The sequence below is a fragment of the Nonomuraea sp. NPDC050227 genome, assembly GCF_044459705.1.
Classification (GTDB): Bacteria; Actinomycetota; Actinomycetes; order Streptosporangiales; family Streptosporangiaceae; genus Nonomuraea.
Window position 1 is genome coordinate 611,756 of sequence record NZ_JBITJF010000001.1, and the last position, 24,871, is coordinate 636,626.

A 24,871-nucleotide genomic window follows, 5' to 3' on the forward strand; every position below is an offset into this window, starting at 1 on the left:
CCGGACGCGTCGTTCAGAGCCAGCCGTTGCGGCGGAAGCCGCGGTGCAGCAGCACGCAGGCAGTGATCATCACGGCCAGCACCGCCGGATAGCCCCAGACCTGCTTGGTCTCGGGCATGAAGTCGAAGTTCATGCCGTAGATGCCGGCGATCATCGTCGGCACGGCCAGGATGGCGACCCACGACGAGATCTTGCGCATGTCCTCGTTGGCCAGGGCGTTCGAGCGGGCCAGGGCGGCCTGCAGGATCGAGCTGCACAGCTCGTTGGAGGACTCGACCTGCTCGCACACGCGGGACAGGTGGTCGCCGACGTCGCGGAAGTACTCGCGCATCTCCGAGGGGATGACGCGGCGCTGCGGCAGCGCCGACAGCGGCGACTGCAGCGGGGTCACGGCCCGCTTCATCTCCAGCATCTCCCGCTTGAGCTGGTAGATACGGTTGATGTCGCGGGAGCTGACGTCGGCGAAGACGGTCGCCTCGACCTCTTCGAGCTCCAGCTGCATCAGGTCGGCCACCTGGAGGTACTGGTCGACGACGTGGTCGGCGATGGCGTGCAGCACGCCGGCCGGGCCGCGGTTCATCAGCTTGGGCTTGTCCTCAAGGCGCTCGCGGACCAGGGTCAGCGGGCAGTGCTCGCCGTGGCGCACGGTGACCACGAAGTCGACCCCGAGGAACACCATGATCTCGCCGGTGGCGATGATCTCGCTGTTGGCCGTCAGCTCGTCGTGGTCGAGGTAGGCGACCGTCTTCAGCACCATGAACAGCGACTCGCCGTAACGCTCGACCTTGGGACGCTGGTGGGCCTTGACCGCGTCCTCGACGGCCAGCGGGTGCAGCCCGAAGACCTCGGACAACCACTCCACCTCGGGCGCTTCGGGCTCGTGCAGCCCGACCCAGACGAACGCGTTCGCGCCGTCGGAGTTCTTGTTGTGCTCGCGGACGAGGTCGAGGGACTCGACGATGCCCGGGGCGCAGACCTTCTTGCCCTGGATGTAGGCGCCGAATTCGACGATGGAGTCGACAGGGGGCACGCAGACCTCACGCACCGGCTTGGTGAGCGGGCGTGCGGCATGCGGCTGAACAGGGTGACGGTTGATGCGACGGAAAAGCGTGGACGAGCGCATGGCAGTCCCTTTCCGCCCGACCTGGCACGCTCCACGCGCGATGAAAAGTCACCTCAATCGACACAAATGCGTGGAGGCACGATCAGGCTGCCGGATTGGAGTGGTCGGGGGTAACTGGGGCGTACGTGGGAGAGCACGTACTGCTGGGATCACCAGGTTTCATCCCGGACCACCTCCAATCACAAGAGACGCCGCAAAGCCGCCTTAACCTACCACAGGCGGGTGAACCCAAACGACGATACTCGCCGGAGGGTGCTCGGTTCAGGTAGAACCGCACAAAGATGCGGGCTTGTTCCGGCATTCGACGTGCCTGCAACCCGCCCGGGACCCGCGCCGGGCGAGGGGGCCGGGCCTGCGACAATGGGGCACGTGCGCGTTCTAGTCATTGGTTCCGGAGGGCGTGAGCACGCCCTGTGCCGTTCGCTCAAACTCGATCCCCAGGTCAGCGAGCTCCACTGTGCTCCCGGTAACGCGGGCATCGAGGGCGTCGCGACCGTTCATCCCGTCGATCCCGTCGATCCCGCGCAGGTGGCCGAGCTGGCCGGGCGGCTGGGGGCCGACCTCGTCGTCATCGGGCCGGAGGCGCCGCTCGTCGCGGGCGTGGCCGACGCCGTGCGCGAGGCCGGCATCGCCTGCTTCGGGCCGACCCGTGAGGCGGCCATGCTCGAAGGCTCCAAGGCGTTCTCCAAGGAGATCATGAATGCCGCCGACGTGCCCACCGCCCGGGCCCGCACCTGCGAGACCGAGGAGGAGGCCGCCGCCGCGCTCGACGAGTTCGGCGCCCCCTACGTCGTCAAGGACGACGGCCTCGCCGCGGGCAAGGGCGTGGTCGTCACGCGCGACCGCGACCAGGCGCTGGAGCACGCGCGGGCCTGCGAGCGGGTGGTCATCGAGGAGTTCCTCGACGGGCCCGAGGTGTCGCTGTTCGCGCTCTGCGACGGCAGCACGGCGGTGCCGCTCCAGCTCGCCCAGGACTTCAAGCGCGCCTACGACGGCGACGAGGGGCCCAACACCGGCGGCATGGGCGCGTACACACCGCTCCCCTGGGCGCCGGAAGGGCTGACCGAGCAGGTCATGCGCGAGGTCGTGCACCCGACGATCGCCGAGCTGGGCCGGCGCGGGCTGCCGTACCAGGGGGTGCTCTACGTGGGGCTGGCCCTGACCCAGAAGGGGCCGAAGGTGGTCGAGTTCAACGCCCGGTTCGGCGACCCCGAGACGCAGGTGCTGCTCGACCGGCTGGAGACGCCGCTCGGCGGGCTGCTGATGGCCTGCGCAACCGGCGAGCTCGGCCTCGACCCGGTGTTCAAGGACGGCTCGGCGGTGACCGTGGTGATCGCGGCGGAGAACTACCCCGACACCCCGGTCAAGGGCGACGTGATCACCGGCCTGACCGAGACCGAGAACGCGTACGTGATCCACGCCGGCACCGCGCGCGGCCCCGGCGGCGAGGTCGTCTCCAACGGCGGCCGGGTGCTGACCGTCGTCGGCCACGGCCCCGACCAGGCGAGCGCCCGCCGCAACGCCTACGACCTCGTCGACCGCGTCGAGCTGCGCGGCTCGCACCACAGGACGGACATCGCCCGATGAAGCATCTGCACTCCGGCAAGGTACGCGACCTCTACGAGACCGACGAGGGCCTGCTGCTGATGGTCGCCTCCGACCGGATCTCGGCCTTCGACTACGTGCTGGAGCCCGGCATCCCCGACAAGGGCGCGATCCTCACGCAGATGTCGCTGTGGTGGTTCGACCAGCTCAAGGACGTCGTGCCCAACCACATCCTGGCCAGGGGCGACGACGCGCGCAGCGTGCTGTGCAAGCCGCTGCGCATGGTCCAGGTGGAGTGCGTGGCCCGCGGCTACCTGACCGGCGGCGGCCTGTCGGAGTACCGCGCGACCGGCACGGTCTCCGGGGTGCCGCTGCCCCCCGGTCTGGAGGACGGCTCCCGGCTGCCGGAGCCGATCTTCACCCCCTCGACGAAGGCCCCCCAGGGAGAGCACGACGAGCCGATCTCCTTCGAGCAGGTGGTCGCCGAGGTCGGCGCGGAGACGGCCGACGAGCTGCGGCGCATCACGCTCGACGTCTACACGCGCGGCTCGGAGATCGCCCGCGAGCGCGGCATCATCCTGGCCGACACCAAGATCGAGCTGGGCTTCGACGCCGACGGCGTGCTGACCCTGGGCGACGAGGTGCTGACGCCGGACTCGTCGCGGTTCTGGCCGGCCGACGAATGGCAGCCGGGCAGGGCGCAACCTTCTTTCGATAAGCAATATGTACGTGATTGGCTGCTCTCGCCCGAATCCGGATGGGACAAATCCTCCGGAAACCCCCCACCTCGGCTTCCCGAGCATGTTGTCGAGCGCACAAAGCAGCGATACCTAGAAGCGTATGAGCGCGTCACGGGGGCTCCCTTTAGCGGATGATTCGGCTGGGTCACCTGGTGTCAGCCACTACTGTTGGCCCGATCGAGCCTCACCGTTGATTTCAAGGAGCCGCACGAAATGGTCCGTTACCGCGTGCGCGGTGGCAACGCACTGCGTGGAACCGCGTTCATCCAGGGCGCGAAGAACGCCGTGCTTCCCATGATCGGTGCGGCTCTGCTGGCCGCCAAGGGCCGTACCGTGCTGCGGAACGTGCCGATCATCGAAGACGTCCGGCGCGCGGTCGAGCTGGCCGAGGCGATCGGCGCGTACGTGGAGCTGCACGAGTCCGAGCGCACGCTGGTCATCGACGCCTCCCGGCTGAGCAGCCCGGTGCTGCCGGCCGAGATCGCGCGCCGGTTCCGCGGCTCGGTGCTGTTCACCCCCGCGCTGCTCCACCGGCTGGGCGAGGCGATCGTCGAGGGCGTGGGCGGCTGCAACCTCGGCAGCCGCAACCTCGACTTCCACTACCTGGGCTACAAGCGGCTGGGCGCGGTCGTCGACGAGGGCGAGACCGTCATCCATGTCAAGGCCAGCGGCCTGACCGGCGCGACGCTCTACCTGGACACGCCCTCCCACACCGGCACCGAGAATCTGATCATGGCCGCCGCCCTGGCCAAGGGCACGACGGTGATCGAGAACGCGGCCCTTGAGCCGGAAGTGCTCGACGTCATCGACATGCTCACCAAGATGGGCGCGCGCATCAGCGGCGGCGGCACCGGGTTCATCACCGTCGAGGGCGTGGAGGAGCTGCACGCCGTCGAGCACACCGTGATGCCCGACCGGCTCGACGCGGGCGTGTTCGCGATGGCCGCGGCGATCACCGGCGGCGAGCTCAGCCTCGTGGGCACCGGCCTCGACCTGGGCGTCGTCCGCTACAAGCTGGAGCAGATGGGCGTCGACTTCGCCCGGCAGGGCGCGGTGCTGCACGTGCGGTGCGACCGTCCGCTGCGGCCCATCAACATCATCACCGACACCTATCCCGGCTTCGCGACCGACCTGCAGTCGCCGATGATGACGGTGGCCGCCCTGGCCGACGGCACGAGCTACATCCACGAGCGCATCTTCGACGGCCGTTTCGCCCTGGCCGGCGAGCTCAACAAGATGGGCGCCGACGTCGAGGTCGACGACAGCAGGGCCGTCGTGCGCGGGCGCACGCCGCTCAAGGGCGCACAAGTCACGGCGCACGATCTGCGCTCCGGTATCGCGCTCGTGCTCGCCGGTCTGGCGGCCGAAGGAGAGACCGTCATCGAGTCCGGATACCTCATCGATCGCGGCCACGCACATCTCGCGGCGCGAATGCGCGCGCTCGGCGCGGACATTACACGAGAGATTTCTGAGCGCTAAAAAACATGAGAAAAACCGCGTTGAGCTGCTGAGACATCTTGTCGGGCGGTCAACCAGAACGACTTTCCGGAAAAGTCGGGCGTGACATTACGGCCCCCGCGAGCGATCGTTCCAAAAGAGAGCACTGCAACGGACGGCAGGATGGGACGAACATTGGTCGAGAGGGCCGAAGAAACTCCCCGAGTGTCACGCCCGGGCGCCATGACACCGGACCTCACCATCGGCGTGGTCGGACCCCACGACCTGGTCGAGCGAGTCATGCTGATGGGTCACGCCGCGGCACCGCTGCCGTGTCGCCTGGTCGCGGCCGCGTACCGCGATGAGCAGGAGGCGCCCGACAAGGTGACGCGGCTCGGTCCCGGTGTCGACGCGTGCCTGTTCGCCAGCCCGGTCCCTTATGACCTGGCCAGGCGATCAGGCGTGCTGACGATGCCCGCGACCTACGTGCAACTCGGCGGAGCGGCATTGGTGGCGGCGCTGGCGAAGGCCGCACTTGACACTCGGATGGACCCGCAACGGGTCAGCGTGGACGTGGTCAGCAGGGCGGATGTCGAGGAGGCGTACACCGACCTCGGCATACCGGCCACGGACGTGCACAGCCGCGACGAGCCCGGAGCCACGGGCACGATCGCGGCCTACCACGAACGGCTGGCCCGCCAGGGCGCCACCTCGGGGGCACTGACGTGCCTGCCCGCGGTGGCCGAACGCCTGCACGCAGCCGGCGTGCCGGTCATCAGGATCAGGCCGACCTCGGCCGCGGTCCGGACGGCGCTGCACACCGCGGCGCTGCTCGGGGCGCATCACCGGCTGGAGGAGTCGCAGCTCACCGTGGTGCTGGTGGAGGTGCCGACGCTGCGCGAGCCCGTGCGGCGCGCGGCGCCGCGCTACTGGCGCGACGAGCTGCGGCTGTCGCTCCACCGGTTACTGGTCCAGGAGGCGAACCGGATCAACGCGACCGTCTGGCCGATCGACGATCACAGTTACCTGGTCACCGCGACCAGGGGCTCGATCGCCGCGGCCACCGACGGGTTCAGGGTGCTGCCCTTCGCGGCCAGGATCCGGGACGAACTCGGGCTGGCGGTCGAGGTGGGCGTCGGGATGGGGCGGACGACACACGACGCGGAGTCGCACGCGCGGGCCGCGCTGGCCCGTACCCAGGCGGGCAAGCAGGCGCAGGGGTTCGCGGTGGACCGCGAGGGCCGGGCCCTCATCCCGGCCCCCCGGATGCCACCCTCCGGGTCGACCGCGCTCAAGCCGAAGGGCGTGGAGGTGCTGGCCAGGCTGGCGGCCAAGCTCGAAGGCGGCGACACGGTGGTCGACGCCGAGGGCGCGGGCAAGATGCTCGGGGTGACGCCGCGCACGGCTCGGCGGTTGCTGCGCACGCTGGTTGACGAGGGACTCGCGTGGCCGCTTCCGCCGAACCGCACCCCGCAGCCGGGGCGTCCGCGCCAGCTCTACCGGCTCATCGTGGAGAAGCTCGGACCGCGGTGACCATACGGGGCCCGTCGTCCCATTTCAGGGGCGACGGGTGCCCGGTTCTTGACCTGGGGAGTCAAAGGTACAGACAATCCGCTTGACTCTTGTGGTCTTATTGGTTGACCCGAGTAGATGCGGGTATGTTCTCCCACGCCCCCGATCGACGGGATTCGGACGGGGGCGCCAAACTTTCCCGCACAGCCCCTTCGCCGCCGCCCTTTTTACGGAAGGCGTCCGGACGGGGCTGTGAGGCCGTTTGGCGGCACTGTCGGACCGGCGGGCATGTCCGGATATAGCCGGTCACCACAACCCGCCTGGGACGCTTTCAGCAGGCGCCCGCCCATCGCCGTTCAGCAGGCGCACGCCACCCACACCGGCGTCAGCAGGCGCACGCGATCCCCGACACCGGCGCCGTCAGGGCGTCGATCGGTCGCCGGGTCACGCCCGACGCCGTCTCGACCGGAAAGCCCTCCCTGGCCCAGTACTCGAAGCCGCCGAGCATCTCCTTGACCGCGTAGCCGAGCCGGGCGAACTCCAGGGCGGCCCGCGTGGCGCCGTTGCAGCCGGGCCCCCAGCAGTAGGTGACGACGGTGGCCTCCCGGGGGATCAGCACGGCCGCCCCGGCGGCGATCTCGGCCGTCGGCAGGTGCACCGCCCCCTGGACGTGCCCCTGGTCCCAGCTCTCCCGGCTGCGCGAGTCCACGACCACGACGCCCGGCGCGCCGGCGGCCAGGTCGGCGGCCACGTCAGAGACGTCGGTCTCGAAGGCCAGGCGGGCGGCGAAGTGGGCGAGGGCGGCGGCGTTGGGGGCGGCAGGGGTGGAGGTGACGGCTGACATCTACGACATTTCCCTTCATTGCTGGTCAGTGGCGATCGTCTCAGCCGGCCCGTCCGCTCAACAGTGGCGCGAAAGCCGCCTGTCGCTAATATCGCGCCAAATCCCTAAGTCCGATACCCGCAGGTGCTTTGTCGTGGTCGCCCGATAAAGTCATGACCCATGAGTGCGAACACCACTGACAGCCGGGCTCCCGTCCTCGTCTGGAGCGCCCTGGCGATCGTGTACGTGGTGTGGGGCTCGACCTACCTCGGCATCAGGATCGCCATCGAGACCATGCCCCCCATGCTGAGCGGCGCGCTGCGATTCGTGACGGCCGCGCTGCTGCTCGGCGGCTTCCTGCTGATCAGGAAGGGCCTGGAGCCGTTCCGGGTGTCGTGGCGGCAGGTCTGCGGGGCCGGGTTGGTCGGCCTGCTCCTGCTGACCAGCGGCAACGGCATGGTCGCCGTGGCCGAGCAGCACATCTCCAGCGGCCTGGCCGCGCTGCTCGTGGCCTCGGTGCCGCTCTGGCTCGTCGTGTTCCGGATCGTGGTCAGGGACCGGCCGGCCGTGCTGACGCTGGCCGGCGTGCTCGTCGGGTTCGCCGGCGTCGCGGCGTTGTCGCTGACCGGCGGCCAGTCGGTGGACACCACCGGGATCGTGGTGATCCTGGTGGCCTCGTTCTCGTGGTCGGTCGGCTCGTTCCTGTCGGCGCGCATCCCCATGCCCGCCAACCCCTTCGCGGCCAGTTCGATCGAGATGCTGGTCGGCGGCGCCGGCCTGGCCGTGACCGGCACGGTGCTCGGCGAACGGCTCGACCTGGCGGCGGTCTCCGGACGTTCCTGGGCGGCGCTGGCCTACCTGGTGCTGGTCGGCTCGCTGGTCGGCTTCACCGCCTACACCTGGCTGCTGGGGAACGCGCCGATCTCGCTGGTCTCCACGTACGCCTACGTCAACCCGGTCGTCGCCGTGCTCCTCGGCGTGCTGGTCGTGAACGAGCACGTGACCCCGCAGATCATCGCCGGCGGGGCGGTGATCCTGGTGGGCGTCGCCCTGGTGGTCTCCACCGAACGACGCGCCAAAGCCAGGACCGCGACCCTCGCCGAAGAGGTCAGCGCCTAACCGCGGAACTCCTTGGCGGCGGCGAGGAAGGCGTCGTTGGCCTCGGGATCACCGATGGACACCCGGGCCCCCTCGCCCGCGAACGGCCGTACGGCCACGCCCTCCACCGCGCAGGCGGCGGCGAAGTCGAGGGTGCGCTCGCCGAGCCGCAGCCAGACGAAGTTCGCCTCGGTCGGCGGCACCGTCCAGCCCTGCTCGATCAGCGACTCGCGGACCCGGCCGCGCTCCTTGACCACCCGCTCGACCCGCTCCAGCAGCTCGTCCTCGGCCTTCAGCGAGGCGATGGCGGCGACCTGCGCGAGGTGGTTGACGGCGAACGGGATGATCGTCTTGCGGACGGCCGCCGCCACGGGCTCGTGCCCGATCAGGTAGCCGACCCGCAGGCCCGCCAGCCCGTACGCCTTGGAGAAGGTGCGCAGCACGCAGACGTTCGGCCGGTCGCGGTAGAGCGTCAGGCCGTCGGGGACGTCCTCGTCGCGGACGTACTCGCGGTAGGCCTCGTCCAGCACCACGAGCACGTTCTCCGGCACGCGGTCGAGGAAGGACACCAGGGCGTCGCGGCGGATCGCGGTGCCGGTGGGGTTGTTGGGGTTGCACACGAAGACCATGCGGGTGCGGTCGGTGATCGCCTCGGCCATGGCGTCCAGGTCGTGGTCCTCGCCGGCCAGCGGCACCTGGACGGACGTGACCCCCGACAGGTCCGCCAGCAACGGGTACGCCTCGAACGACCGCCACGCGTAGACGACCTCGACGCCGGGCTCGCCGACCGACTCGAACAGCTGCTGGGCCACCGTGACCGAGCCCGCGCCCAGCGCGATGTGCTCGACCGGCACGTCGTACCGCTCGGCGATGGCCTCGGTCAGCCCGACGGCGCCGGGGTCGGGATAGCGGTTGATCTGCCGGGCTCCCTCGGCGACGGCCTCGACCACGGAGGGCAGCGGGTCGTAGGGGGATTCGTTCGAGGAGAGCTTGTACGACCGGCCGTCGGCGGAGACCACGGCCTTGCCCGGCTTGTAGGGGGGCATGGTGTCCAGGATGTGGCGGAAACGAGGCATAGAACTACCTTAAAAGGCCACGCCCGATGAAGCATCCGCCAGCCCCCGCACGTCGCGAGGGCTCACGGCCGGACGCGTTCCCAGCGCGTCTCGCCGTCGTGCACGAGGTCGGTGGGGTGGAGGCCGGCGTGGGCGGCGACCGCGGCGGAGGCCGCGTGGCCGGGGTGGATGTGGGCGACGACCGTGCCGATGTCGTGGGCGTCGCACCAGGAGACCAGGGCGCGGGCGGCCTCGGCGGCCAGGCCGCGGCCCTGCCAGGGCACCCCGACCACCCAGGCGATCTCGGCCGTGCCCGCCTCGACGGTCGCCTGCACGTAGCCGGTCAGCCGGCCGTCGGCGCGCAGGCGGAGCACCCAGTTGCGCCACCCGGGCGGGCCCGCGGCCAGGCGTTCGTAGCGGGCGCGCAGCTCCTGCTCGGTGACGGGGGCGCCGCCGATGAACTCGTGCAGGCGCGGGTCGGCGAGCACGGCCGCCATCTCCGCGGCGTGCTCGACCCGCAGGGGCACGAGCGACAGGCGAGGGGTCTCGATGACGTCGATGAGGTCGTCCGGGATGGTCACTCCTGGAGCATGGGCGGGTGGAGGAGTTCGGCGGGGCCGCGGCGGAAGAGCTTGGCGGGGCGGCCGCCGTCTCTGGTGGTGGTGGCGCCCGTCTCCACCAGGAAGCCCTCCGCCTTGGTGACCTTCCGGTGGAAGTTGCGGGGATCGAGGGGACGCCCCCAGACGATCTCGTACACCCGGCGCAAATCCGCGACGGTGAACTCCGGCGGGCAGAAGGCCGCCCCCAGGGACGTGTACTCCAGCTTGGCGCGGGCGCGGTCGACGCCGTCGAGCATGATGCGGCGGTGGTCGAAGGCCATGACGGACAGCGCCTCGACCGGCTGCCAGCTCATGTGCGCCTTCTCCGAGGCCGGCAGGTCGGGGGCCAGGCCCAGGTAGGCGACGCTCAGCACGCGCTGGCGCGGATCGCGGTCGGGGTATCCGTACGTCTGGAGCTGCTCCAGGTGCACCGGGGCGCCCGGGAGCCCGGCCCGCTCGGCCAGGATGCGGTGGGCGGCGGCCGGCAGGTCCTCGTCGAGCTGGATGAAGCCACCCGGCAGCGACCAGCGGCGCATGAACGGCGGGTTGTCGCGCCGCCACACCAGGGCGCTGAGCGCATGGTTGCGCACGGTGAGCACGACCAGGTCGACGCTGACCGGGATGCTCGGGACCATGGACGGCACGTTACACGGAGTCCCGTCTGCCCTATGCGGATATGCGTACGTGGAGGGGCGTCGTGGCCTCCTTGCCGGACGCCCCCTTGATCCCTATCTTGACCCATTCCCCGGGCGGCACCTGGGTCCAGTCGAACGGCACCCAGGCCGTCGCCATCCGGGCCGGGTGCTCGTCCAGCGGGTCCTTGTCCAGCCAGCCGACGGCCGCGACCACCAGTTCCTTGGTGCCGCCGGACCATTCGACGAGCACGGTGCTGCCGTCCAGGTTGTAGCCGCGCACCTCGACGCCGTCCTGGGGGTCGCGGGGCCGCCTGATGGCGTCCACGGCGATCGGGCGCTGCCAGTCGCCGGCGATCTCGTCCTGGAGCGAGGGGTCGCCGCAGGTCATGAAGTCGCTCCACATGTAGGAGACGATCTTCTGGACGTACCGGCCGGCCATCGTGACGGCCTGGTCGAGGCGCTTCTTGTCCGTCTGGCCGCGGGTGCCCTGCGGGGCGCACGGCTGCTTGCCGGACGGCTCGAACGCCTCCACGTTCGCCCACAGCTCCACCTCGTGACCGGCCTGGAGCATCTCGTCGCGGGCCTTGGCCATCTCCCGGTAGTAGTCGCGGGTCGAGCCGTGGTACGCGGTGCCGTACGTGGCCTCGCCGACCACCGGACGCAGCCGGTCGTCCACCTCGGTGTCGCGCTCGTCCGGCCAGAACAGGCCGACCTTGCCGGTCCCCCGGCTGTCCTGCGGAGCGATGATGCCGACGCCGGTCCGGGCCAGCGCCTTGAACGCCTCGGCCACCTGCGCCGGCGTCTGGCCGAAGCCGACCCGCTTGCGCGCGTCCAGGTACGGGCTGATCAGGATCGGCTTGCCCAGCTCCTGCTCCACGATCCGGTGCTGGTCGGCGTACACCTCAAGGGTGGGGTTGGTGGCCAGCGTGGCCCCCATCTGGACCTCGAACGGCTGGTAGACGCCGCCCAGGGCCTGCCGGTCGGCGAAGCGCACGCCGTAGTCCTGGAGGATGCGCCGGGTCAGCGTGGTGAGGGTGCCGATGTGCCGCTTGTTCGCCCTGGTCGGCGTCTCGGAGTCGCGCGGGGCGAGCGGCAGCGCGGGGAAGACCCGCATGCTGAACTGGTCGGCCAGGTCGAGCAGCTCGGCCAGGCTGTCCTTGGCCGAGCCGGCCACCAGGATCAGGTCGTACGACGTGGCCTTCTTGGTGAAGTCGCAGGTGGCGTCGTCGGAGCCGTCCGGAGGGGCGACCATGCGGTAGTAGATGCGGTCGCCGGCCTTGACGGCGTGTTCCATCTTGGGGCAGCGGAACAGGTCGCCGCCGAACGCCTCGTCGGTGCGGTAGACGTACGTGCGCCCGATCCGGTTGCCGGGGTTGGCCTTGCGCAGGTCCCGTTCGGCCGCGTCGTGGCAGCTCAGGCCGTCCTCTTCGCACGCCTTGTACAGCGGGTCGAGCGTCCCGTCCTTCGCCAGCACCTCGCCGGTGTCGTCGGAGACGCTACGGAACTGCAGGCCGTACCCGATCCTGATGATCGTGTCGCCGCCGGCGCGGTGGATCTCCTGGAGCTGGTGACGCCAGGTGCACGGGTTCGACTTCGGCGTGATCCAGTAGCCGGTGACGGCGTAGAAGTTCTTGGTCGTGGTGTCGAACGTGCCGCAGGGGTCGGTGAACTCCTTGACCTTCGGCGGCGGCGGCGTCGATACGGTCCTGGACGGCTTCGGCGTGCTGGACGAGGACGCGACCGGCCGCTCGGACGACGACGGGAAGAGGATGATCACCACCGCGACCACGGCCAGGACGGCTGCGCCCACGAGCAGGAAGAGCCATCGCACGTTCAGGAACCTACCGCTCTCGTGATCTGCCGGAGATAAACCGCTATCGCGTGATCCCGGCCCATGCCTCAAGCTGGGTCACGAACCGCTTGGCCGAGTTCGGCCAGTGGTGGTTCGCGCGGGCCGCGGCGTACCCGCGAGCGCCCTGCGCCCGCCGCTCGCGCACGTCGTCCCGCAGCGTCAGCACCGCCTGCGCGACGGCCTTCGGGTCCTCCCAGGGCACGACGACGCCGCTGTCGTACCGCTCCACCAGCTCGACCGCGCGCGGCGACGGCGTCGTGATGACCGGGATGCCGTGCGCCATGTACTCCACGATCTTGGTGGGCATCGAGTGCCGGTAGTTGGGCTCGTCGTGCAGCAGCGACAGCCCGGCCAGCGCCCCGTCGAGCCGCTTGAGCGCCTCGTCGTTGGGCATGAAGTCACGCCACTCCAGCAGGCCGTCGGCGACGGCCTGGTTGAGCATCGGACGGCTCTGCGGATCGGCGTACCCGATCAGCTCCACCGTCACCCGGTACGGCTGCAGCAGCTTGGCCACCTCGACGGCCTCGAACACGCCGCGCGCCCGCGACAACCACCCGAGGTAGACCACCCGGTCGTCGCCCGGAGGCGTCACCGAGTCCGGCACCCAGGTCTCGTTCGGCACGATCAGATGGGCGTGCTTGAACCGGCCCGCGTAGGCGGTCTCGGCCAGCAGCAGGTGCATGTGCCGCTCGGCCGTGCCCTCCAGCATGCGCGCGAAGAAGCGCACCGGCGGGCGCAGGAACGAGGGCAGCCACGGCTTGAGCGACAACGTCGCCGGAGTGTCCTCGTGCACGTCCCAGACCACCGGCGGCCGGTTGCGCACGCCCCAGACCGCGAACAGCAGCTCCGGGTCGTGGATCAGGACCAGGTCGACCTTGTTCCGCATGCGCTTGAACAGCCGCCGGGCGGCCCAGACGGCCGCCACGCGTTTCCGCTGGGCGGCCCTGGGCAGATCGACGCCGTTGACCCATGGACGCGGTACGACCCCGTGCGCCGAGAAGGAGGCGGCATACGTGACCTCATGACCGGCATCCACGAGGGCACGGATCTGCCGATGCAGAATTCTCGCGTCCTCGGGGTTATGCACCACCGTCATGACGAGCACGTGCACTGCGCGCAGCCCTCCGTCGCTACAGCCGCTCGACGCGTTCACCCTCGGTGAGCACACCGCGGGTGTCCAGCACGAGCTTGGCCTTCGCCTCGACCATGGCCAGATCGAACGCGGCGTGCTGCTGCAGCAGCAGCGTCACGTCGGCGTTGACCACGGCCTCGGTCAGATCCTCTTCCCGTGGCACCGGAGTGCCGTCGACCGACCACTCCTTGACGTACGGATCGGCGAACGAGAGGTCGGCCCCCAGTTCCAGCAGCGCACGCGCCACAGGCAGAGCCGGAGTTTCCCGTTCGTCGGCGATATCCGGTTTGTACGTGACGCCGAGCATAACCACTCGGGCGCCGTTCACGGGCTTCTTGTGTCTGTTCAGCAGTCGCTGGACGCGCGCCACCACGTAGGACGGCATGCGCTCGTTGATCTCCTGGGCCAGCTCCACGAACCTGAACGGGTAGCCGAGCTTGCGCACGGTGTAGGACAGGTACGAGGGGTCCACGGGGATGCAGTGACCGCCGACGCCCGGCCCCGGCAGGAACTTCTGGAAGCCGAACGGCTTGGTGGCCGCGGCCTCGATCGACTCCCACAGGTTGATGCCGAGCTCGTCGCAGAAGATCGCCATCTCGTTGACGAGGGCGATGTTGACGTGCCGGTAGGTGTTCTCCAGCAGCTTGGCCATCTCGGCCTCGCGGGTGCCGCTGACCGGCACCACCTGCTCGATGAACTGCTTGTAGAACGCCGTCGCCCGGTCGCGGCAGACCGGCGTGTAGCCGCCCACGACCTTCGGGGTGTTCTTGAGCCCGAACTTCGGGTTGCCCGGGTCGATGCGCTCGGGCGAGAAGGCCAGATGGAAGTCCACGCCGGCGGTCAGGCCCGACTGCTCCAGCAGCGGGCGGGCCACCTCGTCGGTGGTGCCGGGCCAGGTGGTGGATTCGAGCACGACGAGCGTGCCCTTGCTGAGGTTGCGGGCGACGGCCTTGGTCGCGCCCTCGACCGCGGACAGGTCGGGACGGTGGTCCTCGTCCAGCGGGGTGGGTACGCAGATGACGATCGTGTTGCTTCTGGCCAGCACGGACTCGTCCAGCGTCGCGCTGAATCCGTTCGCCAGCATGTGATCGAGGTCAGCGTCGGTCAGGTCATCGATGTAGGACTGCCCGGCGTTGAGCGCGTCGACCTTCCGGGGGTCGACGTCCACGCCGACGACCCGCAGCCCGGCGGCAACCGCTTCCTTCGCAAGCGGCATACCGACGTAGCCCAGGCCGATGACAGCCAAGTCGATTTCTGTCACAGCAGTGCCTTCGAGAGCCGGAAACAACACTTCATGGTCGCAAAGGTTATCTCAAGTCCACCTAGCTCACGCCTAATGCGACCGAACCCGTCACAACGTACAGGCAACGTGGAGGTCATCTTTCGGCAAGCGATCGGTATAGAGCTTGATAAGTCTCGGCAACGCGGCTCCAGGTCCGCTTCGCGGCGACTTCGGCGCGTCCGGCCTCGCCCATCTCCGCCCGTCTGGCCGGGTCCTCGCGCAGGCCGGCGATGGCCTTGGCCAGCTCGGCCGGGTCGCCGGCGGGCACCAGCAGGCCGGCCCCGTCGGAGCCGACGAGCTCGGAGAGCGCGGGCAGATCGCTGAGCACCACCGGCTTGCCGAGCGCCATCGCCTCGACCGGCTTCAGCGGCGTGACGAGCCGGCAGACCCGCAGGTCCTCACGCGGGCAGGCGAAGATGTCGATGGCGTCCTGGGCCTGGAGCGCCTCGTCGGGGCCGACCCGGCCGGGCAGGACGGCGTCGCGCAGCCCCAGCTCCTCGACCAGGGCGAGCAGGTTCTCCCGCTCGGCGCCGTCGCCGACGATGAGCACCCGCACCGGCGTGCGGTCGTCGCGCAGCAGCGCGGCGGCGCGCAGCAGGGTCGCGAAGCCCTCGTAGGCCACGATGCTGGACACCGAACCGACCACGATCTCACCGGGGGCGATGCCGTACGCGTCCCGGAACGAGGCGCCGTCGTAGTGAGCCGACAGCAGGGTGTCGTCGACGGCGTTGGGCGCCAGGTGGATGCGTTCCCTGGGCACGCCGCGCTCGACGATCTCGGTGGCCATCGTCTCGGCCAGCGTGACGACCGCGTCGGCCTCGCGCATGAGGAACGCCTCGCGCTCGCGCTGGAGCACGTGCCGCTGGCTGCCGACCCGGATGGGGTCGCGGGAGGCCCACGTCTCCTCCAGGAAGCCGCGCACCTCGTAGACGAACGGGGTGCCCGTCCGGTCGCGGACGGCGTGCGCGACCGAGCCGTTGCGGTGGTCAGTGGCGGCGTGCAGGACCTGCGGGCGCAGCTGCTCGACCAGCCGGGTGACGCCCTCGGCGCCCTTGACCATGCGGCCGCGCATCTCGAACGGCACCTCGCCGTGCCCGTCGGGCAGCAGGCGGTAGTACGGGATGCCGTCGATCTCCTCCTGCGCGGGCGCGTCGGCGTGCCCCTGGAGCATGGGCCAGCCCCAGCTCGTCACGACGTGCGGGTCGAGCCCGGCCGCCTTCTGGGAGGTGACGATCCGGTGGGTGCGCACGGTGTAACCGGCCTGCGTGTACGGCAGCGCGTTGGTGACCAGGTGCAGCACGCGGCCCTCGACGCGCCCGGCGACGGCGACCTTCGGTCCCGGCGGGATCGGGTCGGGGCTGATGGCGGCCAGCTCACCGCGGTAGTAGGCGGCCCTGCGCTTGACGAAGGGGTATTTGGTGTACGCGTCGAGCACTTCGGCGGCCTGGGAGACCCGGCCGGCGTCCCAGTGGGCCTTCGCCTCGTTCCACGGCGCTTTGATCATGCGCATGCCGAGCTTGCGGACCATGCGCCGGGCGCCACGGGCGGCCGGCCAGGCCACGCTGCCGACGATCGGGCGCAGCTTGGGCGGGAGCGCGTCGGCGGCGGCCTGCGCCACGCGGACGGGGTCGGACTTGACCTTGGTCACGACGACGCGGGAAACGATGACGGGGTGCTGGACGAAGCCTTTGAGAAGTCCCCCGACGCCGGCCCGGGCGGACTTCGCGGAAACCTTGGAGGAGTCTTGACGACTGGCGTCGGATGCCACGCTGGGACCGTACCATAGGCAGCGTTTTTTCCCTTCCGCTATGAAAGGCGAGGTCAATGAGGGAGAACCCCCTGGTCCTGCACGTTTTGGGTGCTCGTCCCAATTTCGTGAAAGCGGCCCCGGTGGTGCGTGCACTCGGTGAACTCGGCGTGCGGCAGGGCATCATCCACACCGGTCAGCACTACGACGCGCTGATGTCGGACGTCTTCTTCGCCGATCTCGGCCTGCCCGAGCCGGTGGCCAACCTGGCGGTGGGCTCCGGCACGCACGCCAGGCAGACCGCGGCCCTGCTCGTGGGCCTGGAGGACGTCTTCGTCGCCCAGGAGCCCGACCTCGTCGTGGTCTACGGCGACGTGAACTCGACGCTGGCCGCGATCCTGGTCGCCGCCAAGCTGGGCATCAGGACGGCGCACGTCGAGGCCGGGCTGCGCTCGTTCGACCGGGGCATGCCCGAGGAGGTCAACCGGGTCGTCACCGACGCGCTGGCCGACCTGCTGTTCGTCACCTCGCCCGAGGCCCTCGCCTATCTGGCCTCGGAGGGCGTGCCGCCCGCGAAGGTGCACCTGGTGGGCAACCCGATGATCGACAGCCTGTTCGCCGCGCTGCCCTCGCTGGACCCGGCGCCGGTGGTGGCGCGGCTCGGCCTGCCGGCCCGGTACGCCGTGGCGACCCTGCACCGCCCGGCCAACGTGGACACCGCCGAGGCCGCCAGGGAGCTGGTCGAGGCGGTGCTGGAGGTGTCGCGGCGGACGCCGGTCGTGGTGCCGGTGCACCCGCGCGGCAAGGCGCGGCTGGCCGAGGCCGGCCTGGTGGACGGCGACACGATCAAGGTCATCGAGCCGCTGGGTTATGTGGACTTCCTCTCACTCGTCCGGGGCGCGGCGCTGGTCGTCACCGACTCCGGCGGCGTGCAGGAGGAGACGACCATGCTGGGCGTCCCCTGCCTGACGCTGCGGCCCAACACCGAGCGGCCGATCACGATCACGCACGGCACGAACCGCCTGGTCACGCCCGCGCTGCTGCCCGCCGCGGCGGAGAAGGCGCTCGCAGACGGCGCCGCCACGCCGGCCGGCGAGCTGCCGGTGCTGTGGGACGGCAAGGCCGGTCCGCGCATCGCGACGGTGATCGCGGCGTGGCTGAAGGGCGACAACCTGGCCCCCGCTTCCCAGGCCAAACGCCCCGAATAGCGGCTGAATCCGCCGTACTATGACATACCTCCGCTGAGCGATAGGCGTATCACCATGGCCGAAAACCCTGAGCCCCCCGCGTTCCAGCGACTGGGACCCGTCAACTGGCTGCCCGAGGAGCGCAAGCTCATCGAGCGGTACGAGGCCGAGGTCAGGGAGCTGCGGCGGCGGCTGGAGATCGCCGAGGCCAAGGCCGCGTACGCCGGCTGGAAGCTGGAGGCCACCCAGGCCAAGCGCACGTTCAAGCTGGGCGAGGCCCTGGGCTCGAAGAGCCCGGGGAGGATCGTCGAGGCGGTCAGGTCGAAGGACAAGGCGCCCAAGCCGCCCATGCCGGTCACCGAGGCGGTCGAGCTCGCCAACCACCGCCCCCCGCTGGTCGAGGTGCCGACGGCGAAGTGGCCGCTCGGCCCGGTCAACCGGCCCGACCTCAAGGTGGCGGTCATCCTGGACGACTTCTCCAGGATGGCCTTCAGGTACGAGTGGGACCAGATCGAGTTCGGCCTCAAGGACTGGCCGGACATCTTCGCCGACAAGCGCCCCGACCTGCTGTTCTGCGAGTCCGCCTGGCACGGCAACCAGGGCCGCTGGCGCTACCAGATGACCGGCACGAACGCCCCCAAGGAGCCGCTGCGCGACCTGGTCGCCTGGTGCCGCGCCGAGGGCATCCCCACGGTCTTCTGGAACAAGGAGGACCCGCCGAACTTCGACTTCTTCATCGACACGGCCAAGCTGTTCGACCACGTGTTCACCTGCGACGGCGACATGGTGCCGAAGTACCGCGAGGTGCTCGGCCACGACCGGGTCGACGTGCTGCAGTTCGCCGCGCAGCCGCGGGTGCACAACCCGATCCAGCAGAAGCAGGGCCGTCTGCACGACGTGGTGTTCGCCGGCATGTACTTCCGCGACAAGCACCCCGAGCGGCGTGAGCAGATGGAGGTCGTCCTCGACCCGGTGCGCGAGCTGGGCCTGCACATCTTCGCCCGCAACGGCGAGGTGGACGAGAAGTACGCCTGGCCGGAGAAGTACCGCCCGCACATCGTGGGCGAGCTGCCCTACGACCAGATGCTGGCCGCGTACCGGATGTACAAGGTCTTCCTCAACGTCAACTCGGTGCTCGACTCGCCGACCATGTGCGCCCGCCGCGTCTTCGAGCTGTCGGCGTGCGCGACCCCGGTGGTGTCGGGGTGGTCGCGGGCGATCGAGGAGACGTTCGGCGAGCTGGTGCCGATCGCGCGCGAGCCGGTCGAGTCGTACAACCAGGTGCTGCACCTGATCAACAGCCCCGAGCTGCGGGCCAGGATGGGCCACCTGGCGATGCGGGAGGTCTTCGACAAGCACCTGTTCTCGCACCGGGTGGACCAGATCCTGCAGAACCTCGGCCAGGCGACCACGCCCCGGTCGCGCTCGATCTCGGTCGTGCTGCCCACCAACCGGGCCGCGCAGATCGAGCACGCGATCTCGTCGGTGGCCCGGCAGCTCCACCGGCCGCTGCAGCTGATCATGGTCCTGCACGGGCTGGACATCGACCCGGTGGTGGTCGCCGACAAGGCCCGGATGGCCGGCATCACGGACGTCGTCGTCCTGCCCGCCGCCCCGGAGCTGACCCTCGGCGCCTGCATGAACCTGGGCATCGCCGCCGCCGAGGGCGACCTGATCGCCAAGATGGACGACGACAACCTCTACGGCGAGCACTACCTGTCGGACCTGGTGCGCGCGTTCGACTACTCCGACGCCGAGCTGGTCGGCAAGGGGGCGCACTACGCGTACTTCGAGGGCAGCAACACCACCATGCTCCGGCTGCCCGGCCTGGAGCACCGGTACTCCTTCCTCGTCCAGGGCGGCACGTTCCTCGGCAAGGCGGACATGTTCCGCTCGTACGGCTTCGCGGACATCACGCGGGGGGAGGACACCCAGCTGGTACGCCGGCTGAAGGAGGACTCCGTCAAGATCTACTCGGCCGACCGGTTCAACTTCGTCTACTGGCGCAGCGCCGACGCCTCGATGCACACCTGGCAGGCCGACCACATCAAGCTGACCCGCAACGCGCAGTTCTCCTTCGTCGGCCGCCCGGACGACCACGTGCTCATCTGAGCCTCAGCGGGTGACGCGGGCCAGGTTCTGGTCGGCCAGGCGGGCGAGCTCGTACAGGCCGGCCGCCTTCACCTTCTCGCCGACGACGAGCATGCTCATGATCAGGTGGGCCCGCCTGATCACGACCGACCCGATCTGGGCGCGCTTGTCGCCGCCGGAGGCCGTCGTCAGGTACGCCCGCGACTCGTCGCCCCTGGCCGGCATGGCCAGCTTGGCGGTGCGGTAGGTCACGTCCGCGCCCTCGACGGTGGCCTTGTACAGGGCGCACTGCGGCGGCAGCGGCGCCGGCATGGACGCCGACGGCATCGACACGACGGCCTGCGTGATCGAGCCGCGCGCGGCGGAGAAGGCGATGACGGCGGCGGGCGCCCGGGCGACCTCCGGCTTGGCCGCGTCGAGCTGGGCGGCCCCGGCGCACTCCGGACGCTCCAGCTTGGCCTGCTGGATGGCGGCCAGCCCCTCCTGGGTGGACTTGAGCGAGCCGAACGCCCCCATCTCCGGCCCGTACGCGATGCGCATGCCCTTGGGCACGGGCAACAGGGCGGCGCGCAGCCGGGCCGCCTCCACCGCCGAGGAGGACGCGGCGGGCTGCGCCGACCCGGCGGCCTGATTGTCGGCCTCGCCGGCGGAACATCCGGCGACGACCATCATGCTCAGACATACCCCCGAAATAGCCTTAAGCACGAATTCTCCCCTTGCTCTAGCAGCTTTTTCGAAAACGCTAGAGGAAGGGCCGAGTAAGGAGCCGAGTAACGTCGCTATTCACGGAATTCGGCAGGTTCGCGAGGAATTTCAGGCTCGCGAGTGGTTTTGGGCTCGCGCGGGACTTCAGGCTCGCGAGAGGTTTTGGGCTCGCGCGGGACTTCGGGTTCGGCGCCGTTCCGGCTTCCGCCGTCGAGCAGCGCCCTGGCCAGGCCGATCCCGGTGCCGCCGAGCGTGAGCGCCTTGGCCAGCAGCTCCTCCACGCCTTGGGCGCCGTTCAGCACCACCATGTGGTCCACGTTCCCGAACGCCTTCGCGCCCGCCTCGACGACCTCCGGCCAGCGCTCGGCGAGCTGCTGGGCGATGACGGCCTCCTGGTTCTCCTTCAGCGCCTCGGCCCGCGCCCTGATCGCCTCGGCCTCGGCCAGGCCCAGCGCCCTGGCCGCCTGCGCCTCGGCCAGCCCGCGCGCCTGGGCGGCCTGGGCCTCCGCCTCGCCCGCGATCTTGGTGGCCGCGCCGGCCGCCTCGCCGCGCAGCCGTACGGACTCGGCCTCGGCGGCGGCGGCCAGCTTGACCTGGCTCGCCTGGGCCCCGGCGCGCAGCTCGGTCTCCTGGGCCTCGGCCTGGGCCTGGGCGATCCGGGCGTCCCGGTCGGCCTGCGCGAGCGTGACGGTCTCGTACGCCTTGGCGTCGGCGGGCTTGCGCACCTGCGACTGGAGCCGCTGCTCGGCGAGCTGGGCCTCCAGCTCGGCCGCCCGGGTCTCCTGGACGACGACCTCCTGCCGGGCGGTGGCCTCCGACAGCGGCCCCGCCTGCCGGGTCGTGGCCTGCGCCCGGTCGATCTCGGCCTGGTAGGCCGCCCGCTTGAGCTGCGCGTCGCGCTGGGCGGCGGCCTTGTTGGCCTCGGCGATCTGCTCGGCCTCGGTGGCCTCCTGGTCGCGCTGGGCCTGGGCGATGCGGGCGACGGCGGCGACCCTGGCGGCGTGCGGCCTGCCGAGGTTGGCGATGTAGCCGGTCTCGTCGTCGATCTCCTGGATCTGCAGCGAGTCGACGATCAGCCCGAGCTTGCTCATCTCGTCGGCCGCCGAGGCCCTGGTCTCGCTGGTCAGGCGCTCGCGGTTGAGTATCAGGTCCTCGATGGTGAGGTTGCCGATGATCGAGCGCAGGTGCCCGGTGAACAGCTCGTGGATCGCGCTGGTCATGAAGTCCTGCTGGTCGAGGAAGCGGCGGGCGGCGTTGGCGATCGAGGACAGGTCGTCGCCGACCTTGTAGATGACCACGCCGCGGATGTGCACGGGGATGCCCTGCTGGGTGACGCAGGAGACCTGGAGATTGGCCGCCCTGGTGTCCAGGCGCAGCCGCCGGGCGGCCTGGAAGCCGGGCAGCACGGCCGTGCCCTTGCCGGTGATGATCTTGAAGCCCAGGCTGTCGACGCCCTCGCCCCGGCGGCGCGCCCCCAGACCGGAGATGATCAGCGCCTCGTTGGGCTCGGCGACCCGCCAGACGGCTTTGAACAGCAGAATCACGATGACGACCGCGACGACCGCGGCTCCGGCGACGATGAAGACCTCGGGGGACAACCGGCCCTCCCTAGACGAGTGCTCTGGCCACGTAAACCGTCCGCGGGGGGAAGTAGTCCACCACGACCACGATGGTTCCGAGGCCGAACTCCTCGTCGGGCACGCTGGGGTGGGCGTAGAAGGCCTCCACCCCGCCCCTGACCGGGATCATGACCTCGCCGACGAGCCCTGGGCCGATCTTTCCGGTGACTCTGCCCTGCTTGCCGACCACCCTGCTCCCCCCGCTCGCTTGCATTCCGGACGCTACTCCAAACGGGCATTCGCGGTAATAGGCCACGCAAAATGTTTCTCGAACCGCTGCGCGCCCCTGTGGGGCTTTTGGCCGAAGTGCTGATGATCGCCCTCATGAGCAGGAATCCGCGCGACCTCGGGATGGATGTGCCCATTTCCCGCCGTGACTTGTTCGACGGGATTGCGGTGAGCGCTCTGGGCTGCTCGGCGGCGAAGGCCGTTGTCAACGCCACGGAACCGGCCGGAGGGCTGCGCGGGGACACCGCGCAGGCGGTCGCGGTGCCGCACGCGCTGCGCGACGGCCGCTTCTGGCGGCACGCGGGCCCGCCCGAGCCCACCGGCGAGAGCTACGACCTCGTGGTCGTGGGCGGCGGTCGCAGCGGTCTCAGCGCGGCGGCGGAGTGGCTGCGCCGGGAGCCGAGGGCCCGCGTGCTCGTGCTGGACAACCGCGACCCCGGCGAGCACGGCGGCCCTGCGGGGTTCGGCGCGGGGCCGGCTGTGCACGTGATGTGCGACAGGGAGAGCTTCGGCGCCGACACGCTGGTCCCGGCCGGCCGGCTGGAGGAGCTGCCGCTCGCCGCGCGGGCCGTCGACGACCTGCGCATGCTGCGCGACGACCCGCCCGACTGGTTCCCCGGGCTGTCGCAGGAGGACAAGCAGGAGCGCCTGGCCGGGCTGACCTACTCCCGGTTCCTGCTGGAGGTCTGCGGCGCGCATCCCGACGCGGAACGGTTCTGCCGGACGCTGCCGTGCGCCGAGCGCGCCTACGACGGCCGGGCGCTCGGGGCGGTGGACGCCTGGGCCGCCGGCTACCCGGGGTTCGGCGGCCTGGGGCTGGACAAGCCCTCGCGGTACGCCTCGGCGGCCGGGCCCGCGACCGGGAGCCCGCCCGGGGCCGCGCGGGCGGTGCTGCGGCCGTCCAGCCCGGTGGTCTCGGTCCGGCACGGGGACGCGTCCGTGGTGGTCGCGTACTTCGACGGGCATCGGGTCAGGACCGTCGGCGCGGAGTCGGTGATCATGGCCTGCTGGAGCGCGGACGTGCCGCACCTGGTGCCCGACCTGCCCGAGCAGCAGCGGCGGGCGTTGGGCCAGGCGGCCCGGCTGCCGGTCCTGGAGGCCACCGTCCGGCTGCGCGGCGGCCGGGCGCGGATCGGGCGCACCCGCTGGACGGGCGCGTTCTGGTGCCTGACCGAGCCCGCGACCGAGGGGTTGCGCCTGCTGGCCACGCCGTGCCGGTCGGAGCTCGGGCCCGTGGCGGGGGCGGCGGCGGGCCGGCGGGAGCTGATGGCGACGCCCTACGACCGGCTGGCGGACGGCGTGCGCGACCAGGTGACCCGGCTGCTGGGCCCCCGGGCCGGCGTCGAGGCGGTCACCGTCCACCGCTGGGGGCACGGGCTGCCGGTGGCGTACTGCAGGCCCTGGCACCCCTTCTACCCCGACGGCCCCTTCCCCGCCGACGTCGCCCGCAGGCGGTTCGGCCGCATCGCCATCGCCGGGTCGGACACCGAACCGGCGGCCGGCGGCGACGCGGCCGTGGTGGCCGCGCACCGGGCCGTGCGCGAGCTCACCGCATGAGGCCCTGGCTGCGGGTCTTCCTCGGCGGGCTGGTCCTGTGGCTGGCCACGGTCGCCGTCACGGCCTGGACGGCCAACTCCAACCTGGTGCCGACCGTCGTGCTCTTCGGCAGCTTCCTGATCCCGGTGACGTTCGTGGTGTGGGCGCACGGGCGCGACCGCTCGCCGGTGGTCACGGTGGAGCTGCAGTTCCGGGCGTTCGTGGTCGGCGGCGTGCTCGGGGTGCTCGGCGCGTCGCTGCTGGAGAGCTGGCTGATCCGGCCCTCGTTCCTCATGTACGCGCTGGTCGGCCTGATCGAGGAGGGCGTGAAGCTGGCCGCGCTGATGTACGTCACCCGGCACGCGGTCCGGCGCTCGCCCAGGGACGGCGTGGTGCTCGGCGCGACGGTCGGCTTCGGCTTCGCCGCCTTCGAGAGCTCCGGCTACGCCTTCAACGCCCTGTTCACCGCCGACGGCCTGTCACTGGCGCAGCTCGTGGAGACCGAGATCCTGCGGGGCATCCTGGCGCCGGTGGGCCACGGCCTGTGGACCGCGATACTCGGCGGCGTGCTGTTCGCCGCCCACGGACGCCTCACCGGGCACGTCGTGTGGTGCTACCTCGGCGTCTCGCTGCTGCACGCGCTGTGGGACTCGATGAGCGCCATCGCCATCGCGATCACGCTGGTGCTGACCGGGCGGCCGTGGCAGTTCGAGCTGCTGCGGATCGGCCGGGTGCCGCACGTGACCGAAGGGCAGGTGCACGTGTACACGCTGGTGAACTGGGCCGGACTCATCGTGATCTCGCTGGTCGCGCTGGGGTGGCTCTGGCGGGTGCTGCGCGCGGCCCGCCGGGAGGCCGAGATCATGCCCCAATAATCACGGTAATCATCCTGTTCCTCCCACTGCGCCGGAACCATAAACGATGC

At 70.6% G+C, this 24,871-nt stretch carries 21 protein-coding genes; 9 read left to right on the forward strand and 12 right to left on the reverse strand.

Annotated features, from left to right (window positions below):
* Nucleotides 1-13: 13 nt before the first annotated feature.
* The gene (corA, locus tag ACIBK9_RS03315) at nucleotides 14-1,030 is read right to left on the reverse strand and encodes a magnesium/cobalt transporter CorA (RefSeq protein ID WP_352357551.1); all 1,017 of its coding nucleotides are present in this window, start codon (nucleotides 1,028-1,030) and stop codon (nucleotides 14-16) included.
* A 462-nt stretch (nucleotides 1,031-1,492) separates the two neighbouring features.
* On the opposite strand from corA, the gene purD reads away from it, so the two are divergent.
* The 4 genes from purD (at nucleotide 1,493) to ACIBK9_RS03335 (ending at nucleotide 6,378) form a co-directional block, all read left to right on the forward strand.
* Nucleotides 1,493-2,710, forward strand: coding sequence for a phosphoribosylamine--glycine ligase (purD, locus tag ACIBK9_RS03320; protein WP_397154804.1), 1,218 nt, complete (start codon nucleotides 1,493-1,495; stop codon nucleotides 2,708-2,710).
* Nucleotides 2,707-3,543, forward strand: coding sequence for a phosphoribosylaminoimidazolesuccinocarboxamide synthase (locus tag ACIBK9_RS03325; RefSeq protein WP_397154806.1), 837 nt, complete (start codon nucleotides 2,707-2,709; stop codon nucleotides 3,541-3,543). The genes purD and ACIBK9_RS03325 overlap by 4 nt, the downstream gene beginning before the upstream one ends.
* A 78-nt stretch (nucleotides 3,544-3,621) precedes the next feature.
* On the forward strand, nucleotides 3,622-4,887 hold the full coding sequence (gene murA, locus ACIBK9_RS03330; protein WP_358290635.1) for a UDP-N-acetylglucosamine 1-carboxyvinyltransferase: 1,266 nt from the start codon (nucleotides 3,622-3,624) through the stop codon (nucleotides 4,885-4,887).
* 201 nt (nucleotides 4,888-5,088) lie between these two features.
* Nucleotides 5,089-6,378, forward strand: a complete 1,290-nt coding sequence (locus tag ACIBK9_RS03335; protein WP_352357559.1) for a GTP cyclohydrolase IIa — start codon at nucleotides 5,089-5,091, stop codon at nucleotides 6,376-6,378.
* A 364-nt stretch (nucleotides 6,379-6,742) separates the two neighbouring features.
* Here the strand turns inward: ACIBK9_RS03335 and ACIBK9_RS03340 are convergent, their stop codons facing one another.
* The gene (locus tag ACIBK9_RS03340; protein WP_397154809.1) at nucleotides 6,743-7,201 is read right to left on the reverse strand and encodes a rhodanese-like domain-containing protein; all 459 of its coding nucleotides are present in this window, start codon (nucleotides 7,199-7,201) and stop codon (nucleotides 6,743-6,745) included.
* A gap of 159 nt (nucleotides 7,202-7,360) precedes the next feature.
* Between ACIBK9_RS03340 and ACIBK9_RS03345 the strand changes: the two genes are divergently transcribed.
* On the forward strand, nucleotides 7,361-8,299 hold the full coding sequence (locus ACIBK9_RS03345; protein WP_397154811.1) for an EamA family transporter: 939 nt from the start codon (nucleotides 7,361-7,363) through the stop codon (nucleotides 8,297-8,299).
* Here ACIBK9_RS03345 and hisC read toward each other — a convergent pair.
* The 7 genes from hisC to ACIBK9_RS03380 all read right to left on the reverse strand — a co-directional run bounded on the left by hisC (nucleotide 8,296) and on the right by ACIBK9_RS03380 (nucleotide 16,601).
* Nucleotides 8,296-9,354, reverse strand: a complete 1,059-nt coding sequence (gene hisC / locus ACIBK9_RS03350; RefSeq protein ID WP_397154813.1) for a histidinol-phosphate transaminase — start codon at nucleotides 9,352-9,354, stop codon at nucleotides 8,296-8,298. The genes ACIBK9_RS03345 and hisC overlap by 4 nt on opposite strands.
* 62 nt (nucleotides 9,355-9,416) lie before the next feature.
* A complete protein-coding gene (locus ACIBK9_RS03355) occupies nucleotides 9,417-9,914 on the reverse strand; it encodes a GNAT family N-acetyltransferase (RefSeq protein ID WP_397154815.1) in 498 nt (165 codons plus the stop codon).
* Nucleotides 9,911-10,567, reverse strand: coding sequence for an NrtR DNA-binding winged helix domain-containing protein (locus ACIBK9_RS03360; RefSeq protein WP_387677565.1), 657 nt, complete (start codon nucleotides 10,565-10,567; stop codon nucleotides 9,911-9,913). The genes ACIBK9_RS03355 and ACIBK9_RS03360 overlap by 4 nt, the downstream gene beginning before the upstream one ends.
* A gap of 31 nt (nucleotides 10,568-10,598) precedes the next feature.
* On the reverse strand, nucleotides 10,599-12,398 hold the full coding sequence (locus ACIBK9_RS03365; RefSeq protein WP_358290652.1) for a DUF4434 domain-containing protein: 1,800 nt from the start codon (nucleotides 12,396-12,398) through the stop codon (nucleotides 10,599-10,601).
* Nucleotides 12,399-12,441: 43 nt separating this feature from the next.
* Complete coding sequence (locus tag ACIBK9_RS03370) at nucleotides 12,442-13,530, reverse strand: glycosyltransferase (RefSeq protein WP_358290655.1); 1,089 nt, start codon at nucleotides 13,528-13,530, stop codon at nucleotides 12,442-12,444.
* Nucleotides 13,531-13,549: 19 nt separating this feature from the next.
* On the reverse strand, nucleotides 13,550-14,812 hold the full coding sequence (locus ACIBK9_RS03375) for a nucleotide sugar dehydrogenase (RefSeq protein WP_397154818.1): 1,263 nt from the start codon (nucleotides 14,810-14,812) through the stop codon (nucleotides 13,550-13,552).
* Nucleotides 14,813-14,927: 115 nt separating this feature from the next.
* Nucleotides 14,928-16,601 (reverse strand): glycosyltransferase family 4 protein, encoded by a 1,674-nt coding sequence (locus ACIBK9_RS03380; protein WP_397154820.1) that lies wholly within the window; start codon nucleotides 16,599-16,601, stop codon nucleotides 14,928-14,930.
* A 56-nt stretch (nucleotides 16,602-16,657) separates the two neighbouring features.
* On the opposite strand from ACIBK9_RS03380, the gene wecB reads away from it, so the two are divergent.
* Nucleotides 16,658-17,788, forward strand: a complete 1,131-nt coding sequence (gene wecB / locus ACIBK9_RS03385; protein ID WP_358290661.1) for a non-hydrolyzing UDP-N-acetylglucosamine 2-epimerase — start codon at nucleotides 16,658-16,660, stop codon at nucleotides 17,786-17,788.
* Nucleotides 17,789-17,842: 54 nt separating this feature from the next.
* Entirely contained in the window at nucleotides 17,843-19,879 is a 2,037-nt protein-coding gene (locus tag ACIBK9_RS03390) for a glycosyltransferase (RefSeq protein WP_397154822.1), read from the forward strand.
* Between the two features lie 3 nt (nucleotides 19,880-19,882).
* Here the strand turns inward: ACIBK9_RS03390 and ACIBK9_RS03395 are convergent, their stop codons facing one another.
* The 3 genes from ACIBK9_RS03395 to ACIBK9_RS03405 all read right to left on the reverse strand — a co-directional run bounded on the left by ACIBK9_RS03395 (nucleotide 19,883) and on the right by ACIBK9_RS03405 (nucleotide 22,372).
* Nucleotides 19,883-20,530 (reverse strand): hypothetical protein, encoded by a 648-nt coding sequence (locus ACIBK9_RS03395; protein WP_397154824.1) that lies wholly within the window; start codon nucleotides 20,528-20,530, stop codon nucleotides 19,883-19,885.
* Nucleotides 20,531-20,637: 107 nt separating this feature from the next.
* Nucleotides 20,638-22,161 carry an SPFH domain-containing protein gene (locus ACIBK9_RS03400; RefSeq protein WP_397154826.1) on the reverse strand — a complete coding sequence of 508 codons (1,524 nt, stop codon included), beginning with the start codon at nucleotides 22,159-22,161 and terminating at the stop codon, nucleotides 20,638-20,640.
* Between the two features lie 10 nt (nucleotides 22,162-22,171).
* Nucleotides 22,172-22,372: a hypothetical protein gene (locus ACIBK9_RS03405; protein ID WP_358290673.1), complete on the reverse strand. Its 201-nt coding sequence runs from the start codon at nucleotides 22,370-22,372 to the stop codon at nucleotides 22,172-22,174.
* Nucleotides 22,373-22,506: 134 nt separating this feature from the next.
* Here ACIBK9_RS03405 and ACIBK9_RS03410 point away from each other — a divergent pair, with 134 nt between their 5' ends.
* Entirely contained in the window at nucleotides 22,507-23,967 is a 1,461-nt protein-coding gene (locus ACIBK9_RS03410; RefSeq protein ID WP_397154828.1) for a hypothetical protein, read from the forward strand.
* Entirely contained in the window at nucleotides 23,964-24,821 is an 858-nt protein-coding gene (locus tag ACIBK9_RS03415) for a PrsW family intramembrane metalloprotease (RefSeq protein ID WP_397154830.1), read from the forward strand. The genes ACIBK9_RS03410 and ACIBK9_RS03415 overlap by 4 nt, the downstream gene beginning before the upstream one ends.
* Nucleotides 24,822-24,871 lie beyond the last annotated feature (50 nt).

What these genes read in the sequence shown, in the direction of transcription:
- wecB (WP_358290661.1), top strand. Translation starts at nt 16,658, where the DNA reads ATGAGGGAGAACCCCCTGGTCCTGCACGTTTTGGGTGCTCGTCCCAAT.
- ACIBK9_RS03325 (WP_397154806.1), top strand. Translation starts at nt 2,707, where the DNA reads ATGAAGCATCTGCACTCCGGCAAGGTACGCGACCTCTACGAGACCGAC.
- ACIBK9_RS03390 (WP_397154822.1), top strand. Translation starts at nt 17,843, where the DNA reads ATGGCCGAAAACCCTGAGCCCCCCGCGTTCCAGCGACTGGGACCCGTC.
- ACIBK9_RS03340 (WP_397154809.1), bottom strand. Translation starts at nt 7,201, where the DNA reads ATGTCAGCCGTCACCTCCACCCCTGCCGCCCCCAACGCCGCCGCCCTC.
- murA (WP_358290635.1), top strand. Translation starts at nt 3,622, where the DNA reads ATGGTCCGTTACCGCGTGCGCGGTGGCAACGCACTGCGTGGAACCGCG.
- ACIBK9_RS03415 (WP_397154830.1), top strand. Translation starts at nt 23,964, where the DNA reads ATGAGGCCCTGGCTGCGGGTCTTCCTCGGCGGGCTGGTCCTGTGGCTG.
- ACIBK9_RS03395 (WP_397154824.1), bottom strand. Translation starts at nt 20,530, where the DNA reads ATGATGGTCGTCGCCGGATGTTCCGCCGGCGAGGCCGACAATCAGGCC.
- ACIBK9_RS03360 (WP_387677565.1), bottom strand. Translation starts at nt 10,567, where the DNA reads ATGGTCCCGAGCATCCCGGTCAGCGTCGACCTGGTCGTGCTCACCGTG.
- ACIBK9_RS03335 (WP_352357559.1), top strand. Translation starts at nt 5,089, where the DNA reads ATGACACCGGACCTCACCATCGGCGTGGTCGGACCCCACGACCTGGTC.
- ACIBK9_RS03410 (WP_397154828.1), top strand. Translation starts at nt 22,507, where the DNA reads ATGAGCAGGAATCCGCGCGACCTCGGGATGGATGTGCCCATTTCCCGC.
- ACIBK9_RS03345 (WP_397154811.1), top strand. Translation starts at nt 7,361, where the DNA reads ATGAGTGCGAACACCACTGACAGCCGGGCTCCCGTCCTCGTCTGGAGC.
- hisC (WP_397154813.1), bottom strand. Translation starts at nt 9,354, where the DNA reads ATGCCTCGTTTCCGCCACATCCTGGACACCATGCCCCCCTACAAGCCG.